Here is a 14,848-nt window from a genome sequence, read left to right on the forward strand (position 1 = left end):
TTGGTTTTCAGCTGATGACGTACACCGGGCCGATGAAGTAGTGCTGGAACAAGAGCACCGCTCCAAAGGCCCCGAATGCCGCCGAGACCCCCAGCGCCACCCGCTGGGCTTTCGCCTGCCCCGAGGCGAGCCGGGGCTCCAGCACATGGCTCAAAAGGGCCGCTGCCAGCACGAAGAGCATCAAAAAGGCGGGCAGGAAGTACCGCGCCTGCAGCCCGATGATGCGGATCATGCCCACCGGGGTGCTGGTGATGTACATGGCGGTGGCGGCGCCGGCCATGTAGACGATGCTGAGCGCCCCCAGGCCAAAGGCGGGCATGGGCTTGAGGCTGCTCTTCTCGTGCACCGAGAGGGCCGCCGCGAAGAGCAGCACCAGCGGGCTGACGAGGCTGATGAAGGGCACTTCCAGGTCCAGCGCGCCGAAGACGCCCAGCTGGCCCAGGAAGAAGTCGTTTTCATAGAAGGTGCCCAGCAGCACCGCCGCGTAGCGGAAGGGATTGGCCAGGATGCCCAGCAGCTGGGGCACCTCCGCCGCGCCCTCGATCTGGCGGCCCACATAGGGGTAGTTGAAGCGGAAGGCGGTGCCGTACCAGTCGAACAGCTTGCCCAAAGCAAGGCCGCCCACAAGGCAGCCCACCGCCAGCTGCCACTTTTTGACCCGGGTCTTCCAGGCCGGGCGGGGCAGCACCAGCGGCAGCACCACCCACAAAAGGCTGATGTAGGGCTTGGCCAGATTCATCATCAGAAACGCCACGATGAACACGGCGATGTCCCTGTCCAGAATTTCGTCCTTGCAGTAGAAGCTGGCCACCAGATAGTAAAAGCCCAGCAGCGTTGCGTCATAGCTCACCGAGGCGGCCATGTAAAGGCTCAGCGGCAGCAGCATGAAGGCGGTGAACACCGGCTTGTAGCGCCGGCAGTTCTTCAGCGCCAGCCAGCACAGCGCCGCATAGGCCGCCAAATTCGCCAGCCGCGCGGCGTAAAGGCAGCCCAGCGCCTTGAAGCCCAGGATGCGGGCCGCCAGGATGCCCAGCGCCTGGGGCAGCATGGAGAGGGTCATGAAGAAATAGGGCTCGCCCACCGCCTCTTCGGCGGGCTCGCCGTCAAAATAGGCGGCGAAGCCGTCGGCGATGCTCTCCACCCGGCCGTTCTCCCCCCGCTGCTTGAGGGCGTAGCCCGCGGTGGTGTAGCTGCGCTCCTCGCCCTCCTCGGTGTAGGTGAGGCCCTGGCTGGTGTGGGCGGCCACCCACGCGCCGGGGAAACTCTCCACCAGCTTTGCCACGTCGTCGGGATAAAGGCGGTCGTGGTCGAAGGTGAGGCGGCCCTGGCTCAAGGAATAGCTGCGCAGGAAGTGGGCGGCCTCGTCCGGCACCTGCAAAGGCGGGTTCGCAAAGCAGAACAGCGCCCCGCACAGCACGATGGCCAGCGCGGCCTTTGCGTCAAAGCTGCGCAGCTTTGAGCCGGCCCAGACCGACAGTGCCGCGGCCAGCACGAACACCGCCGCCGCGCCGTAGAGCAAAAGGGCGGGCACGCCCCGGTTGTCGAGATAATACACCACCCGCCAGTAGTACATGAAGCCCACGGCGGCGGCAAGAGCGGCCACGAGACCCAGGGCGATGAGCACCGGGCGGGGCGGCCGCCTGAAATGTTTTGAAAGCACGTTTTGCACGGAATGACCTCGTTCGCTCGATTTGCGGCCCCCTTTGCAAAGGGCCCTTTAAAAACGGCACAAGCCGGGCCGCCCCTCCAGCGAGGGCCCGCCCGGCAGCCGGAACAGCCCGGCGGCAGCCGGGCCTTTTTTACAGATTGTAGACGTCGGGTTTGTAGCGCTCCATGTTGCCGCGCAGAAACTCGATGGTGGCGGCCAGACCCTGCTCAAAGGTGTAGGCAGGCTTCCAGCCGGTGAGGGCGCGCATCTTGGAGGCGTCGCCCAGCAGACGGTTGACCTCGCTGTTCTCCGGGCGCAGGCGCTGCTCGTCGCAGACGATCTTCGCCTCGGGGTTGATCTGGCGGATCAGCTCGTTCGCAAGGTCGCCGATGGAGTGCTCCTCGCCGGTGGCGATGTTGACCTCCTGGCCGATGGCGGCCTCGCAGTCGCCCAGGGCCATGAAGCCGGCGGCGGTGTCCTTGACGTAGTTGAAGTCGCGGGTGGGGGTCAGGCTGCCCAGCTTGATCTCGGTCTTGCCCGCCAGCAGCTGGGTGATGATGGTGGGGATGACCGCCCGGGCGCTCTGGCGGGGGCCGTAGGTGTTGAAGGGCCGCACGATGGTGACCGGCAGCTCAAAGCTGCGCCAGAAGCTCTCGGCCAGCCGGTCCGCGCCGATCTTGGTGGCGGAATAGGGGCTCTGGCCCTGGTAGGGGTGCTTTTCGTCGATGGGCACATACTGGGCGGTGCCGTAGACCTCGCTGGTGGAGGTGACCAGCAGATGCCGGGTGCCCACCTGACGGGCGGCGTTCAGCACGTTCAGGGTGCCTTTGATGTTGGTGTCCACATAGCTGTCGGGGCTGTGGTAGCTGAAGGGGATGGCGATGAGGGCCGCCAGATGATAGACGATCTCCTGGCCCTCCATGGCGTGGCGCACGCCGTTGGGGTCGCGCACGTCGCCCATGAACACTTCGATCTCGTTCTTGATCTCGGGAGGCAGGGTGTCCAGCCAGCCCCAGGTGCCGAAGGAGTTATACAGGCAGAAGGCCTTGACCTTTTCGCCCTTTTTGACCAGTTCCTCGGTGAGATGGCTGCCGATGAAGCCGTCGGCGCCGGTGACCATGACGGTATGTGCCATACTTGCGCTCCTTTTTTGATGACGGGCTCTGGGCCCGGTTTTTCACAAAATCACACAAAAACAGTATACCCCATTTACGGCCGGATTTCAACCGCCTGCGCCCTTTACACCGCCGCGCAAAACAGATATAATAATTTAGATATTGCCCGCATTTGCGCTGAAAGGAGGCCGCCGGGGTGAGTTTTCAGAGTTTTTCCTACTTTGCGTTCCTGCCCGTGGCGGCCTTTTTGTATCTGAAGGTCTGCCCGGCCCGGTTCCAGAACGGGCTGCTCCTGGCGGCAAGCGTTTTGTTCTACTGGGCGAACCGCCCCACCGGGGCGGACTGGCCCGCCGCGTGGCCGCTGGTGCCGCTGGCGGTGCTGGCGGCGGTGTGCCTCTTCGTCTGGCGGGCGGCCCTCGCCCTTGCCCGCAGGGAAAAGGCGCAGAGGGGCCGGCTGCTGGCTGCCGCCGTCGTGGCCCTTCTGGCGGTGCTGGCGGTGTTCAAATACTTCAACTTCCTTTTGCCGGTGCTGCCCCTGGCCCCCGGCGTTCTCCACGCCCTGCCCTTCCCCCTGGGCATCAGCTTCTACACCTTCGCCGCCGTGAGCTATCTGGTGGACGTGGCCCGGGGCGACATGGAGCCGGAAGAAAACTTTGTGAACCTTGCGGTCTTTCTCTGCTTTTTCGGCACCATCACCGCCGGCCCCATCTGCCGCGCAAGGCAGGTGCTGCCCCAGCTGCGGGCCGAGCACCGCTTTGACGCCTCCCGCACCGTGCGGGCGCTGCAGCTGTTCGCCCTGGGTCTTTTCAAAAAGGTGGCGGTGGCGGATGTCATCATGATGTACGTCCAGCCCATCTACTCCGACGCCGCCGGCCACGGCGGCCCGGCCCTTGTGGCGGCCACGGTGGGCTACACCCTTTATCTCTATTTCGACTTCGCGGGCTATTCCGAGATGGCCCGGGCCAGCGCCCTTTTGCTGGGGTTGGACATCCCCGAAAACTTCAAGACTCCCTTCTTCGCCGCCAACTTCTCCGGCTTCTGGAGCCGCTGGCACATCAGCCTTTCCAGCTGGCTGCAGGACTATCTCTTCACCCCCCTCGTCTGGGCGGACGCCTCCAGGCTGCCCCTCATCGGGCGGCGGGTGAGCCGCCTTTCGCCGGTGGTGTGCGTGTTCATCGTGTTCTTCGTCTCCGGCTTCTGGCACGGCAGCACCCTGCCTTTCGTGGTCTGGGGCTTTTTGCAGGGGGCTTACCGCGCCGGGGAGGAGCTCATCCACCAGAAGTTCGGCAAGCCCAAGAAAAAAGCCCCCGCCCGCGTCCTCTGGGCCAAGCGGGCCGGCGTATTCCTTTTGTGGGCCTTCGGCATGGTGTTCTTTGCCGCCGGCTCCAATGTGGGCGGCAGCGGCCTGGGGCAGGCCTTTGCCGTTCTGGCGGGCTTTTTCCGGGACTGGAGCCCCGTGCGCTTTGCCGCCGAGAGCTGGCAGGCGGTGCTGGACGGCTTCTACGCCCAGAACATGATGGCGGCGGCGTGGTGCGCCTTTCTGGCCTTCACCCTGGCGCTGGCGTTCTGGCTGGACTGGCAGCGGGCCTTCCGCTTCAAGAACAAGAGCGCCGAGCTGGTGCTGCAAAGCCAGAAGACAGCGGTGCGCTGGGCGCTCTACTACGCGCAGGTGCTGGCCATCTTCGGCGGTCTGCTCATGGCCAGCGGCGGCTTTGGCGGCGCAAGCTTCGCCTATGGCGGTTTTTAAGCGGCGCCCGGCGGCATCGGGCCGCGGAGCGCTGACGAAGAAAAGAAAGGAGGCGCGGGAATGCGCGACATTCTGAAAAAGCTGGCGCTGCTGGCTCTGCCGGTGGCGGCGTATTTCTGCGTCTTTGCCGCCTTCGAGCCCAACAACTACTTCGGCCTCAAGGCCTCCACCTCCAGCGAGGCCCCGGTGGCCCGGCTGAAAAGCTACGCCGCCGACCCCGGCGAGCGCATCATCGTGGGGGACTCACGCCTTGCCCACTTCGACATGGAGCAGGTGGAAGCCGTCAGCGGCCGCACCTGGCAGAACCTGGCCTTCGGCGGGGCCTCCCTGCGGGAGGGCGTGGATGTGGTGAACTGGGCGCTGGAGCAGAACCCGGACCTTGAGGAAGTGGTGTTCGGCCTCTCCTTCTACACCGTCACCGAGACCTACGACGCCGACCGCATGAGCACCCTGGAGAAGACGCTGAACAATCCCCTGGCCTACATGTTCAACCTGGAATACAACGTGAACATGCTCACCGCCCTCTCCGAGCGGCTGCGGGGCATCCCGGGCGGGGCCGCCGAGGAGACCGGCGACTGGGTGTATCCCCAGGACTACACCGGCCCCGACGGCACGGTGTATGAGCTGCACACCCGCCTTGCCACCTACCCCGAAGCCCTTGTGCCCCGGTGCAAAGGCTGGCGGCTCAACGAGGAGCAGCTGGCCCGCTTTTGCGAGATGGCCGCCGCCTGCCGGGACAAGGGCGTGAAGCTCACGGTTGTGCTGCCCCCCATGGCGGACATCGTGCTCACCGACGCCTGCATGCCCTATGGCATCGACGAGGCCATGGCCGCCGAATTTCTGCCGCGCCTTGCCGAATGGGCCGGGGAATACGGCTTTTCCGTGCTGGACTACGAGTGGGCGAACCGCCCGGACTTTGACGACGACAAACAGTTCTTCGACGGGTTCCATCTGGACACCCGCTACGGCCTGCCCCAGTGGGTGGACCAGCTGTTCACCGACATCGGATAAACACAGGAGGGACCGGGAATGGGTCTTGACTTTTTGATCCTCTACGAGCACACGGTGCGGGAGTACGAGAGCGACCTTTTGCTGAAGCTGGAGCTGGAGCGCCGGGGCTACACCGCCGAGATCCGCCAGCTGCTGGACCGCAAGAAGCTGAAATACTTCACCTGGAAAAAGCCGAAGGTGCTCATTTCCAGCTGCATGTACGACAACGAGGCCATCAACAGCCACGTCTACAACAACATCGGCCGGTGCGACAGGATCGTGAACCTCCACTGGGAGCAGATGCTCAGCGACACCCAGGAGGCGGGCGACTGGTTCAACATGAACGGCAACGCCAAAAAGTGCGTGCAGACCTGCTGGGGCCGCCGCACCGCCGACCGGCTCATCGCCCACGGCATGGAGGAAAAGAACACCCCCGTCACCGGCGCGGTGATGATGGACTTTCTGCGCCCGGAGTTTGCGGGCTACTTCAAGTCGAAGGAACAGCTTTGCGCCGAGCACGGCCTGGACCCCGCAAAGAAACTGCACCTTTACATCTCCAGCTTCGGCTACGCCAGCATGACCGACGCCGAAGTCAAGGAGCTCAGCGAGATGGCGGGCACCGATTTTTCCGGCTTTGCCGCCACCAACCGGGTGAGCATGGCCGAGACTCTCGACTGGTTCGACCGGTATCTGGCCGACCACCCGGAGGTGGAGCTGGTCTACCGCCGCCATCCCAGCGAGTGGAACAGCCCCGCGCTGGCTGACCTTGCGAAAAAGCGGCCCAACTTCCACGTCATCTTCTCCGACAGCGTGAAGCAGTGGATCGTGGCGGCGGACTCCATCTCCATCTGGATGAGCACCGCCATCGCCGAGGTGTACATGGCGGGCAAGAGCTGCCACATCCTGCGGCCGGCGCCCATCGAGCACGAGTACGACCCGGTGATCTACGCCGGGGCGAAGTACGTCACCAATTACGAGGATTTCGCCGCCGCCATGGCCGAGGATGAGCCCCCCTTCCCCATCGCGAAGGAGGTCATCGAGGGCTACTTTGACCCCAGCCCCGTCCCCGCCTACAAACGGATGGCGGACCTGCTGGAGCAGGTGTACAAAGAGCCGCCGCGGGACAAGCCCATGGGCGAGGGCTTCACGCCTCACTTCAACTGGCTCAAGTTCTTCGCTCTCTGGGGCGTGCACATCCTGTTCGCTCTGCGCCTGCCCCCCAAGAAGGTGTTCTTCTTCCACAAGGGGCTCGCCGGTTTCGCCCAGCGCATCTACGGCTATGTGGAGAAGGCATACGTCCCGAAGGCCGACGCAAAGGCCATGGAGGCGCGCATCGCGCCCTTTGTGAAGTAAAGGAGGCGGCGCTTTGAACCCCCAGCTGCGCAAGAATCTTTTGTTCAACACGGCGGGCAGCCTGCTGTTCTATCTGTGCCAGGCGGCGCTGAACCTGCTGGTCACGGCGCTGGCGGGCGTTGCCGCCAACGGCATGCTGGCCACCGCCATGACCATCGCCAACGTCTGCCTCTCGGTGGCAAGCTTTGGCATGCGCACCTTCCAGGTGTCCGACCTTGCGGGCAAATACGCCGACCGCACCTACCTCGCCAGCCGCTACGTCACCCTGACGGCGGCGGGCGCGGGCTGCCTTGTGTTCGCCTTCATCAACAGCTATTCCGCCGAGCAGCGCTGGGTCATTGCCCTCTACACCGCCTACCGCCTCATCGAGAGCTGGTCCGACGTGTGGCACGGCTATCTGCAAAAGGCCGAGCGGCTGGACGTGGTGGGCATCAGCTTCGGCGTGCGTGGCCTTGTCACCGCCGGCACGGTGACCCTGGGCCTTGTGCTCACCGGCAACCTTGTGCTCACCCTGGCGGCGCTGTTCGCGCTGAACGCTGTCTATGTGCTGGCGGTGGACCTGCCCCTGGCCCGCAGATACGCGGACCTTGCAAACCGGGAGGGCGGCAGCGTGTGGGCCCTCTTGGCCGAGTGCGCGCCGCTGGCGGTGTACGCCGCGGTGAACACCGCCATCCCCTCGGTGCCCCGCTATTTCTGCGAGCGGGTGCTGGGCGCCGTGAAGATGAGCTATTTCAACAACGTGTTTCTGCCGGTGCTCGTTTTGCAGGTGGCGGTCATCTACCTGTTCGTGCCCTTCATCACCACCTTTGCCCGGCTTTGGAACAAAAAGGACAAAGCGGGCTATTTCCGGGGCCTTGTGCTGCTGGCGGCAGCGCTGGCCGCCATGTGGGCCGCCGGGGCCGCCGGTGTGGCGCTGCTGGGGCGGTGGGGCCTTTCCATCCTCTATCCCACCAGCCCGGAAATTCTGGACTACGCGCCCCTTTTGCAGCCGCTGGTGGTCGCCACCGTCTGCACCGTGGCCTCCACCGTGCTGTGCCACCTGCTCACCATCGCCCGGGACATGCGCGGCCTCATCCTGGGCAATCTGGCGGGCCTTGCCGCCGCCGGGTTGGTGAGCGTGCCGCTGCTCTCCGCCTTTGACATCTACGGCGCGGCCTACGCCACCATCGCCGGCATCGGCGTGCAGGGGCTCTGCCTGCTGGGCTTTTTGCTGGCGAAATGCCGCAAACAGTTTGGCTGATACGGATTTGTAATCTGCCACCCGCCGTGGTATAATAACGCCGTTGGAACCATTTGATTTTTTACAGGGAGGTACCCACCCGTGAAATACTGCAAAAAATGCACCATGCCCGACACCCGGCCCGGCATCACCTTCGACGCGGAAGGGGTGTGCAGCGCCTGCCGCCACTACGAGAGCCGCTCCAAGGTGGACTGGGACGCCCGCTGGAAGGAATTTGAAGCCCTGTGCGACAAATACCGCGGCATGAACGGCCCCGGCGGCTACGACTGCGCCGTGGCAGTGAGCGGCGGCAAGGACAGCCACTTCCAGGTCTACATCCTGAAAGAGGTCATGAAGATGAACCCCATCCTCTTCAGCGTGGAGGACAACTTCCCCATGACCGAGGCGGGCAAGCACAACCTGAAGAACATCTCCGAGGCCTTCGGCTGCACCATCATCAGCTGCAAGCCCAACATCAAGGCCCAGAAGACCCTGATGCGGGCCTTCTTTGAGAAGTACGGCAAGCCCACCTGGTATGTGGACCGCCTCATCTACACCTTCCCCCTGCACATGGCCCTCAAGTTCAACACGCCTCTGCTGTGCTACGGCGAGAACGTGAGCTTTGAGTACGGCGGCAACGCCGACGAGGAGACCTACTCCGCCCGCGGCCAGATCGAGAACGGCGTGGCGGTGGGCTTCCCCACCGAGGAGCTGCTGAGCTACGGCGTGAGCGAGAACGACCTTGCCCTGACCAAGGCCCCCACCGCCGAAGAGCTGGCAAAGCTGGACCCCTTCTATCTGAGCTACTTCCTGCCCTGGAACAGCTACAAGAACTATCAGCTGGCCAAGAGCCGCGGCTTCCACGACCTGACCCACGAGTGGGACCGCACCCACCACGCCGAAAACTTCGACCAGATCGACAGCCGCGCGTATTTGGTGCACAGCTGGCTGAAGTACCCCAAGTTCGGCCACGCCGCCGCCACCGACTACACCGCCCGCTACATCCGCTACGGCATGATGACCCGCGAGGAGGCCATCCCCATCATCAAGGAGCGGGACGGCGCGCTGGACCCGCTGAGCGTGCGGGATTTCTGCGAGTTCTGCGGTTACAGCGAGGCGGAGTTCTGGGCCGTCATCGACAAGTTCTACAACCGGGACATCTTCTACAAGGACGAGTTCGGCCGCTGGATGCTGAAGGAGCCCATCTGGGAAGAGAAATAAATCGCTGCTTTTGCGGGCGCTCCCTTTCGGGGAGCGCCCGTTTTTCTTGTGACAAAGCCGTTACAAAAGGCCGCGAGAGGCTGTTTTTCCCGCTCTGCCGTGCTATGATGAGGGCAGAAAAGGAGGCGTGACCCATGCTGAAAAAGAGACTGCTTTCCCTGCTGGTTTGTTTTGCGCTGGCGCTGGCGGTGCCCTTCGCCGCCTTCGCGGATATGGGGCCCAAGCCCGCCGTGGAGGTGCAGACCGCGGGCCTTTCCGGGGAGTGCTGGGTCACCCTGCTGGCGGAGCAGACCTCCATCGGCCCCTGGAACCTGCCCGGCAGCGAGCCGCCGGATTGGTTCGCCGCCGAGGAGCACCCCGCCTGGGAGGCCTTCGCCGCCTTTGAGGACGCGGACGGCTACCACTTTCTGCAATGGCAGGCCCAGGTAAAGGACGACGCGCCCGCCACCTGGAGCTACATGGCCCCGAAGCACTTCAAGATTCTGTTCTGGTTCCCCGAGAGCGGCGGCTACGCCGTGACCGAAACGCTGGACCGCTACGCCTATTCCGCCGTTTACCGGGTGGACCTTTCCGGCGTTGACCCGGCGGCGGGCGAAGTGCAGGCCGTCACCGCCCAAAAGAACTACGACTACGCCGGCGAGGCGCTGGGCCTTGCCGTCCGCTTTGTGCTCACGCTGGCGGTGGAATTGCTCATCGCCCTGCCCTTCGGCTACCTCAAGCGCAGTCACCTGCGGGTGCTGCTCATCACCAATCTGGCCACCCAGCTGGCGCTGAACCTGGCTCTCAATCTCACCGCCTATTATTCCGGGTCGCTTGCCATGTGGGTGTTCTATCCTCTCTTTGAACTGGCGGTGTTCATCGTGGAGGCGGTGGTGTTCCGGCTGGCGTTCAAGCCGCAGGCGGGCAAGGGCCACCCGGTGCTCTACGCCTTTGTGGCAAACGCCGCTTCCTACGCCCTCGGGCTGTGGCTGGGCAACTTGGTGCCGGCGCTGTTCTGAAAAAAGTGCTTGACAAACCCCGCCGCTGTGGGTATCATAATGCATATACGCAAAGACGTTGACGAGAAGAGTAGATTTTCGGCATCGGCCTTTTCCAGAGAGCCCGGTCAGGTGGAAGCGGGCAAGGCACAGGAAATCGAACATGGCCTCTGAGTCGCGCGGGTGAGGGGCAGGAGCCTTAAATCCGCGACGGGTGCGCCCGTTAAAGCGCCAGGCTGTAACCGGCATCTGCCGCCGCAGCTGCAAAGGCTGTTTTCCGCGAGGGAAACGGCGAACCAAGGTGGTACCACGAAGCTTTTTATAAGCTCTCGTCCTTGCTGTCATGCAGGGACGGGGGCTTTTTTGTTTGCCCTTTGGGCCAATACCGGGTTGGAGTGAGAAGAAAAAACATGATCGAGATCAAGAACTTAGGCAAAGTATTCACCGAAAAAAGCGGCAAGGTGGTGGCGCTGCGCAACGCCTCGGCCACCATCAACGACGGCGACATCTTCGGCGTCATCGGCATGAGCGGCGCGGGCAAAAGCACCCTTTTGCGCTGCCTGTGCCTGCTGGAAAAGCCCTCGGAAGGACAGATCTTGCTCAACGGGCGGGACCTGGCGGCCCTCTCCGGCGCGGACCTGCGCATGGCCCGCCGGCAGATGGGCGTGGTGTTCCAGGGCTACAACCTGCTGATGCAGAAGACCGTGGCCGAGAACGTGGCCTTCCCCCTGAAGCTGGACAAATACGACAAAGCCGCGGTGGACGCCCGGGTGAAAGAGCTGCTGGAGCTTGTGGGCCTTGCGGACCGGGCGGGCAGCTATCCCAGCCAGCTTTCCGGCGGGCAGAAACAGCGTGTGGCCCTGGCGCGGGCCCTGGCCAGCAAGCCGCAGGTGCTGCTGTGCGACGAGCCCACCAGCGCCCTGGACCCCCTGACCACCAAGAGCGTGCTGGAACTTTTGAAGGACATCAACCACAAGCTGGGCGTCACCATCATCATCATCACCCACGAGCTGGCGGTGGTGCGCAGCATCTGCAACCGGATGGTGGTCATCGACAACGGCCTGTTCGTGGAGCAGGGCGAGACCGCCGAGATTTTTGAGAATCCCCAAAGCGAAGTGGCCCGGCTTTTGCTGGGCAAAGAGGAGGTGTGAGCACCATGGCACAGTTCTTTGCAGAATACGGCGACCTTCTTTGGGAGGGCACGCTGGAGACCCTTTACATGACCTTCGTGCCCACCCTGGCGGCCTACCTCATCGGCCTGCCCATGGGCGTGCTGCTCACCACCACCAAGCCCGGCGGCATCATGGCCGCCCCCACCTTCAACGCGGTGTTCGGCTGGCTGGTGAACCTCTTCCGCAGCATCCCCTTCATGATTTTGATTTTCTTCGTCCTGCCGCTCACCCGGCTCATCGTGGGCACCTCCATCGGCGCCACCGCCGCCAACGTGCCCCTGGCCATCGCCGCGGCCCCCTTCGTGGCCCGCATGGTGGAACAGAGCCTGGAAGAGATCGACCAGGGCGTGGTGGAAGCCGCCCGCTGCATGGGCGCCACCAACTGGCAGATCATCACCCGGGTGCTGCTGGTGGAAAGCGTGCCCAGCCTGCTGCGGGGCCTTTCCATCACCATCATCACCATCTTCGGCTACACCGCCGTCACCGGCGCGGTGGGCGCGGGCGGTCTTGGCAACATCGCCTTCCGCTTCGGCTACCAGCGGTATCAGACCGACGTGATGTACGCCACCGTGGTGCTGGTGGTCATCCTGGTCTGCATCATCCAGAGCGTGTGCAGCTTTCTGGCCCGCAAGTCGGACAAGCGCAACCGCTGAACCTTCGTTTTAAGGCTGCCCGGCGCAGAGGGGTGCCGGACGCTTTAAGAGATACACTCAACAGAAAAAGGAGAGAGAAGAACATGAAAAAAATCGTTGCACTGGCTCTGACCCTGTGCCTGGCGCTGGGTCTGGCCGCCTGCGGCTCCTCCGGCGAGCAGCTGCAGATCGGCATCCCCGCCGACGCCACCAACGGCGCCCGCGCCCTGCTGCTTCTGCAGGACCTGGGCATCATCACCCTGAACGACGGCGTGGGCCTGGAGGCCACCGAGCGTGACGTGAAGGACAATCCCTACAACGTGAAGATCGTGGCCATGGAGGCCGCGAACCTCCCCAGCAGCCTGCCTGACCTGGACTTCGCGGTCATCAACGGCAACTACGCCTCCGGCGCGGGCATCGGCGACACCGTTCTGGTGACCGAGGACGCCGAGAGCGTGGCCGCCCAGACCTACGGCAACGTGCTGTGCGTCAAGGAAGGCCGCGAGGAGGAGCCCGCCGTGCAGGCTCTGCTGGCCGCCCTGATGAGCGAGGACACCCAGAACTGGATCGCCGAGAACTACAACGGCGTGGTCATGCCCATGGGCGCGCAGGAGCTGGAGTTCCCCGAGATCGCCGAGCCCGTCACCCTGAAGGTGGGCGCTTCCCCCAGCCCCCATGCGGAAATTCTGGAGCATGTGGCCCCCATCCTGGCCGAGCACAACGTCACCCTGGACATCGTGGAGTTTGACGACTATGTGATGCCCAACACCGGCGTGGAAGACGGCAGCCTGGACGCCAACTACTTCCAGCATCAGCCCTATCTGGACGACTTCAACGCCGAGAACGGCACCCACATCGTGAGCGTGGGCGTTGTGCACTACGAGCCCATGGGCCTGTACCCCGGCAAGACCTCCAGCCTGGACGTGTTCAACAAATAAACGCCTCAAAAAAGGAGCCTGCGCGGCGCGCAGGCTCTTTTTTTCTTTTTATGTTCACGCCGCGGCGGGCAGCGGGCGGCGCCGGTCCGCCCAGGCCAGCGGCCCCCGGTAGACCACCCGGAAGCCCGGCATGCGGGCAAAATCCTCCGGGCGGATGAGGCTGGGGTGGCAGGGCAGGGTGAGCGCCCCGGTGCGCTCCAGCACATCCGCCACGAACTGGCTGCAAAAATATTTGCCCGGCCGCACGTGGGGGATGCCCAGCCCCGCCAGCGCAAGGCCCAGCACGTCGTAGTCCCAGCAGGAACCGGCGGAGGCCATCACCGTCATCTGCCGCTCGATGGCCTCGTAGGTGGCGCGGCTCACCGGCAGCTCCAGCAGAAGGCTGTCCGCCCCGCCGCAGCGGCCGAACACCCCGGCGTGGATGTTCTCCCGGATGAAGCCGCCGGGCAGCATGAAGGGCTCGTAGCGCCGGGCAAAGCTGTACATCCGCCCGAGGTCCCGGTCCAGCGCCAGACTGGCATGGGTGTACCGGTTGCCGCCCATTCCGTGAAGCAGCTGGGCGAACAGGGTGTCGGTGCGGGTGAGAAGGATGTAAACACAGGGCATGGGGGTCTCTCCTTTGGGGCAGCGCTTGCCGGTTTTGACGTCTTGTTCATAAAACGAGGCAGACCCCCTGATTTTTTCAAACCCCGCCGCCGGATTTGACAAGGCTTTTCGCCGCCACTATAATGGAGGAAATCTCGCACCGAAGGGAGGGGCCTTGCCATGCGCCATCTGGGCACCGTTCCCCTGCTCACGCCCCGCCTTTCGCTGGCGCCGCTGCGCGCGGTGGACGCGGAGGAGATGTTCCAAAACTGGGCGGGCGACGAGGCCGTGGCCCGGTTCATGCGCTGGCCCGCCCACAAAAACAGCCTGGAGACCTTTCGGCTGCTGGCCGCCTGGGAGTGCCTGTATCAAAGCGCCGACTATTACAACTGGGGCATCCGCCGCCGCGCGGACGGCGCGCTGATGGGCACCATCGGCTTTGTTTTGGGCGAGGAGCAGAGCCCGGAAGCCTGGCGCGCGCCGGGGCTGGATTTTTCCGCCGGGGCGTGGGAGCCGGGCTACTGCCTGGGCCGTGCCTTCTGGGGGCAGGGCTATGCCACCGAAGCGCTGGCCGCCGTGCGGGACTTCTGGTTCGACGAGGTGGGCGGAGCCTGGCTGGGCTGCTGCCACGCGGTGGAAAACCCCGCCAGCGGCCGGGTGATGGAAAAGGCGGGCTGGCGCTTTGACCACGCCGCCACCTGTCACAAAGCCGACGGCACGCCCATGGCCTGCCGTTCATACTGTCTGAAAAAGGAAGAAAGGCAAAAAACGCCTTTGAGGTGAAACAATGAGCGAACAGATCACACAAAACACCCCGCCGGTGAAGGTGCTGCTGCTGGGGCTGGACATGGGCCAGTTCGACGCCGAGCGCAGCATGGACGAACTGGCGGCGCTGTGCGAAGCGAACAACATGGAGGCGGTGGCCAGCCTCATCCAGAAAAAGGACGCCCCCGAGGCGGGCACCGTTCTGGGCGAGGGCAAGCTGGCGGAGGCGCGCCTCACCTGCGAAAATTTGGGCGCCGAGGCCGCCGTGTTCGACGGCGAACTCACCGGCAGCCAGCTGCGCAACATCTCCGACGCGCTGGGGGTGGAGGTCATCGACCGCACCATGCTCATCCTGGAGATCTTCCGCAGCCGGGCGGTCACCGGCGAGGGCAAGGTGCAGACGGAACTCGCCCTTCTGCGCTACCGCCTGCCGCGCCTTGCAGGCCTGGGCGAATCCCTGAGCCGCCAGGGCGGCGGCGGCGGGGG

At 64.3% G+C, this 14,848-nt stretch carries 13 protein-coding genes and 1 pseudogene; 11 read left to right on the forward strand and 3 right to left on the reverse strand.

Annotation, left to right across the window (positions count from 1 at the left end):
* Positions 1-7: 7 nt before the first annotated feature.
* Together ACMI1Q_RS06520 and ACMI1Q_RS06525 are read right to left on the reverse strand one after the other, a co-directional pair.
* A complete protein-coding gene (locus tag ACMI1Q_RS06520) occupies positions 8-1,660 on the reverse strand; it encodes a DUF2142 domain-containing protein (protein ID WP_419503192.1) in 1,653 nt (550 codons plus the stop codon).
* Positions 1,661-1,799: 139 nt separating this feature from the next.
* On the reverse strand, positions 1,800-2,783 hold the full coding sequence (locus ACMI1Q_RS06525) for an NAD-dependent 4,6-dehydratase LegB (protein WP_394979478.1): 984 nt from the start codon (positions 2,781-2,783) through the stop codon (positions 1,800-1,802).
* A 176-nt stretch (positions 2,784-2,959) separates the two neighbouring features.
* Here ACMI1Q_RS06525 and ACMI1Q_RS06530 point away from each other — a divergent pair, with 176 nt between their 5' ends.
* From ACMI1Q_RS06530 to ACMI1Q_RS06570, 9 genes are all read left to right on the forward strand, one after another.
* The gene (locus ACMI1Q_RS06530) at positions 2,960-4,510 is read left to right on the forward strand and encodes an MBOAT family O-acyltransferase (RefSeq protein WP_419503193.1); all 1,551 of its coding nucleotides are present in this window, start codon (positions 2,960-2,962) and stop codon (positions 4,508-4,510) included.
* Between the two features lie 60 nt (positions 4,511-4,570).
* Positions 4,571-5,521, forward strand: coding sequence for a hypothetical protein (locus ACMI1Q_RS06535; protein ID WP_419503194.1), 951 nt, complete (start codon positions 4,571-4,573; stop codon positions 5,519-5,521).
* A gap of 18 nt (positions 5,522-5,539) precedes the next feature.
* Positions 5,540-6,853, forward strand: a complete 1,314-nt coding sequence (locus ACMI1Q_RS06540) for a surface carbohydrate biosynthesis protein (RefSeq protein ID WP_419503195.1) — start codon at positions 5,540-5,542, stop codon at positions 6,851-6,853.
* A gap of 13 nt (positions 6,854-6,866) precedes the next feature.
* Positions 6,867-8,093 carry a lipopolysaccharide biosynthesis protein gene (locus ACMI1Q_RS06545; protein ID WP_419503196.1) on the forward strand — a complete coding sequence of 409 codons (1,227 nt, stop codon included), beginning with the start codon at positions 6,867-6,869 and terminating at the stop codon, positions 8,091-8,093.
* 81 nt (positions 8,094-8,174) lie between these two features.
* Positions 8,175-9,293, forward strand: a complete 1,119-nt coding sequence (locus ACMI1Q_RS06550; RefSeq protein WP_177522803.1) for an N-acetyl sugar amidotransferase — start codon at positions 8,175-8,177, stop codon at positions 9,291-9,293.
* 134 nt (positions 9,294-9,427) lie between these two features.
* Positions 9,428-10,291 (forward strand): hypothetical protein, encoded by an 864-nt coding sequence (locus ACMI1Q_RS06555; protein ID WP_419503197.1) that lies wholly within the window; start codon positions 9,428-9,430, stop codon positions 10,289-10,291.
* A gap of 389 nt (positions 10,292-10,680) precedes the next feature.
* Positions 10,681-11,421: a methionine ABC transporter ATP-binding protein gene (locus ACMI1Q_RS06560; protein ID WP_419503198.1), complete on the forward strand. Its 741-nt coding sequence runs from the start codon at positions 10,681-10,683 to the stop codon at positions 11,419-11,421.
* Positions 11,422-11,426: 5 nt separating this feature from the next.
* Complete coding sequence (locus tag ACMI1Q_RS06565) at positions 11,427-12,095, forward strand: methionine ABC transporter permease (RefSeq protein WP_177521914.1); 669 nt, start codon at positions 11,427-11,429, stop codon at positions 12,093-12,095.
* Positions 12,096-12,178: 83 nt separating this feature from the next.
* A complete protein-coding gene (locus ACMI1Q_RS06570; RefSeq protein WP_177521913.1) occupies positions 12,179-13,012 on the forward strand; it encodes a MetQ/NlpA family ABC transporter substrate-binding protein in 834 nt (277 codons plus the stop codon).
* Between the two features lie 54 nt (positions 13,013-13,066).
* On the opposite strand, the gene ACMI1Q_RS06575 is transcribed toward ACMI1Q_RS06570, so the two are convergent.
* Positions 13,067-13,618, reverse strand: coding sequence for a hypothetical protein (locus ACMI1Q_RS06575; protein ID WP_419503199.1), 552 nt, complete (start codon positions 13,616-13,618; stop codon positions 13,067-13,069).
* Between the two features lie 159 nt (positions 13,619-13,777).
* On the opposite strand from ACMI1Q_RS06575, the gene ACMI1Q_RS06580 reads away from it, so the two are divergent.
* Positions 13,778-14,380 carry a GNAT family N-acetyltransferase gene (locus ACMI1Q_RS06580; RefSeq protein ID WP_419503200.1) on the forward strand — a complete coding sequence of 201 codons (603 nt, stop codon included), beginning with the start codon at positions 13,778-13,780 and terminating at the stop codon, positions 14,378-14,380.
* Positions 14,381-14,384: 4 nt separating this feature from the next.
* A pseudogene (locus ACMI1Q_RS06585) lies at positions 14,385-14,848 on the forward strand (GTPase HflX); the annotation flags it as partial.

Source organism: Candidatus Allofournierella excrementavium (assembly GCF_048526665.1).
Taxonomy (GTDB): Bacteria; Bacillota; Clostridia; order Oscillospirales; family Ruminococcaceae; genus Allofournierella_A; species Allofournierella_A excrementavium.

Bases quoted from the DNA above. Each gene is read 5' to 3' on its own strand.
- ACMI1Q_RS06525 (WP_394979478.1), bottom strand. From the start codon at position 2,783: ATGGCACATACCGTCATGGTCACCGGCGCCGACGGCTTCATCGGCAGC.
- ACMI1Q_RS06535 (WP_419503194.1), top strand. From the start codon at position 4,571: ATGCGCGACATTCTGAAAAAGCTGGCGCTGCTGGCTCTGCCGGTGGCG.
- ACMI1Q_RS06540 (WP_419503195.1), top strand. From the start codon at position 5,540: ATGGGTCTTGACTTTTTGATCCTCTACGAGCACACGGTGCGGGAGTAC.
- ACMI1Q_RS06555 (WP_419503197.1), top strand. From the start codon at position 9,428: ATGCTGAAAAAGAGACTGCTTTCCCTGCTGGTTTGTTTTGCGCTGGCG.
- ACMI1Q_RS06560 (WP_419503198.1), top strand. From the start codon at position 10,681: ATGATCGAGATCAAGAACTTAGGCAAAGTATTCACCGAAAAAAGCGGC.
- ACMI1Q_RS06565 (WP_177521914.1), top strand. From the start codon at position 11,427: ATGGCACAGTTCTTTGCAGAATACGGCGACCTTCTTTGGGAGGGCACG.
- ACMI1Q_RS06570 (WP_177521913.1), top strand. From the start codon at position 12,179: ATGAAAAAAATCGTTGCACTGGCTCTGACCCTGTGCCTGGCGCTGGGT.
- ACMI1Q_RS06575 (WP_419503199.1), bottom strand. From the start codon at position 13,618: ATGCCCTGTGTTTACATCCTTCTCACCCGCACCGACACCCTGTTCGCC.
- ACMI1Q_RS06580 (WP_419503200.1), top strand. From the start codon at position 13,778: ATGCGCCATCTGGGCACCGTTCCCCTGCTCACGCCCCGCCTTTCGCTG.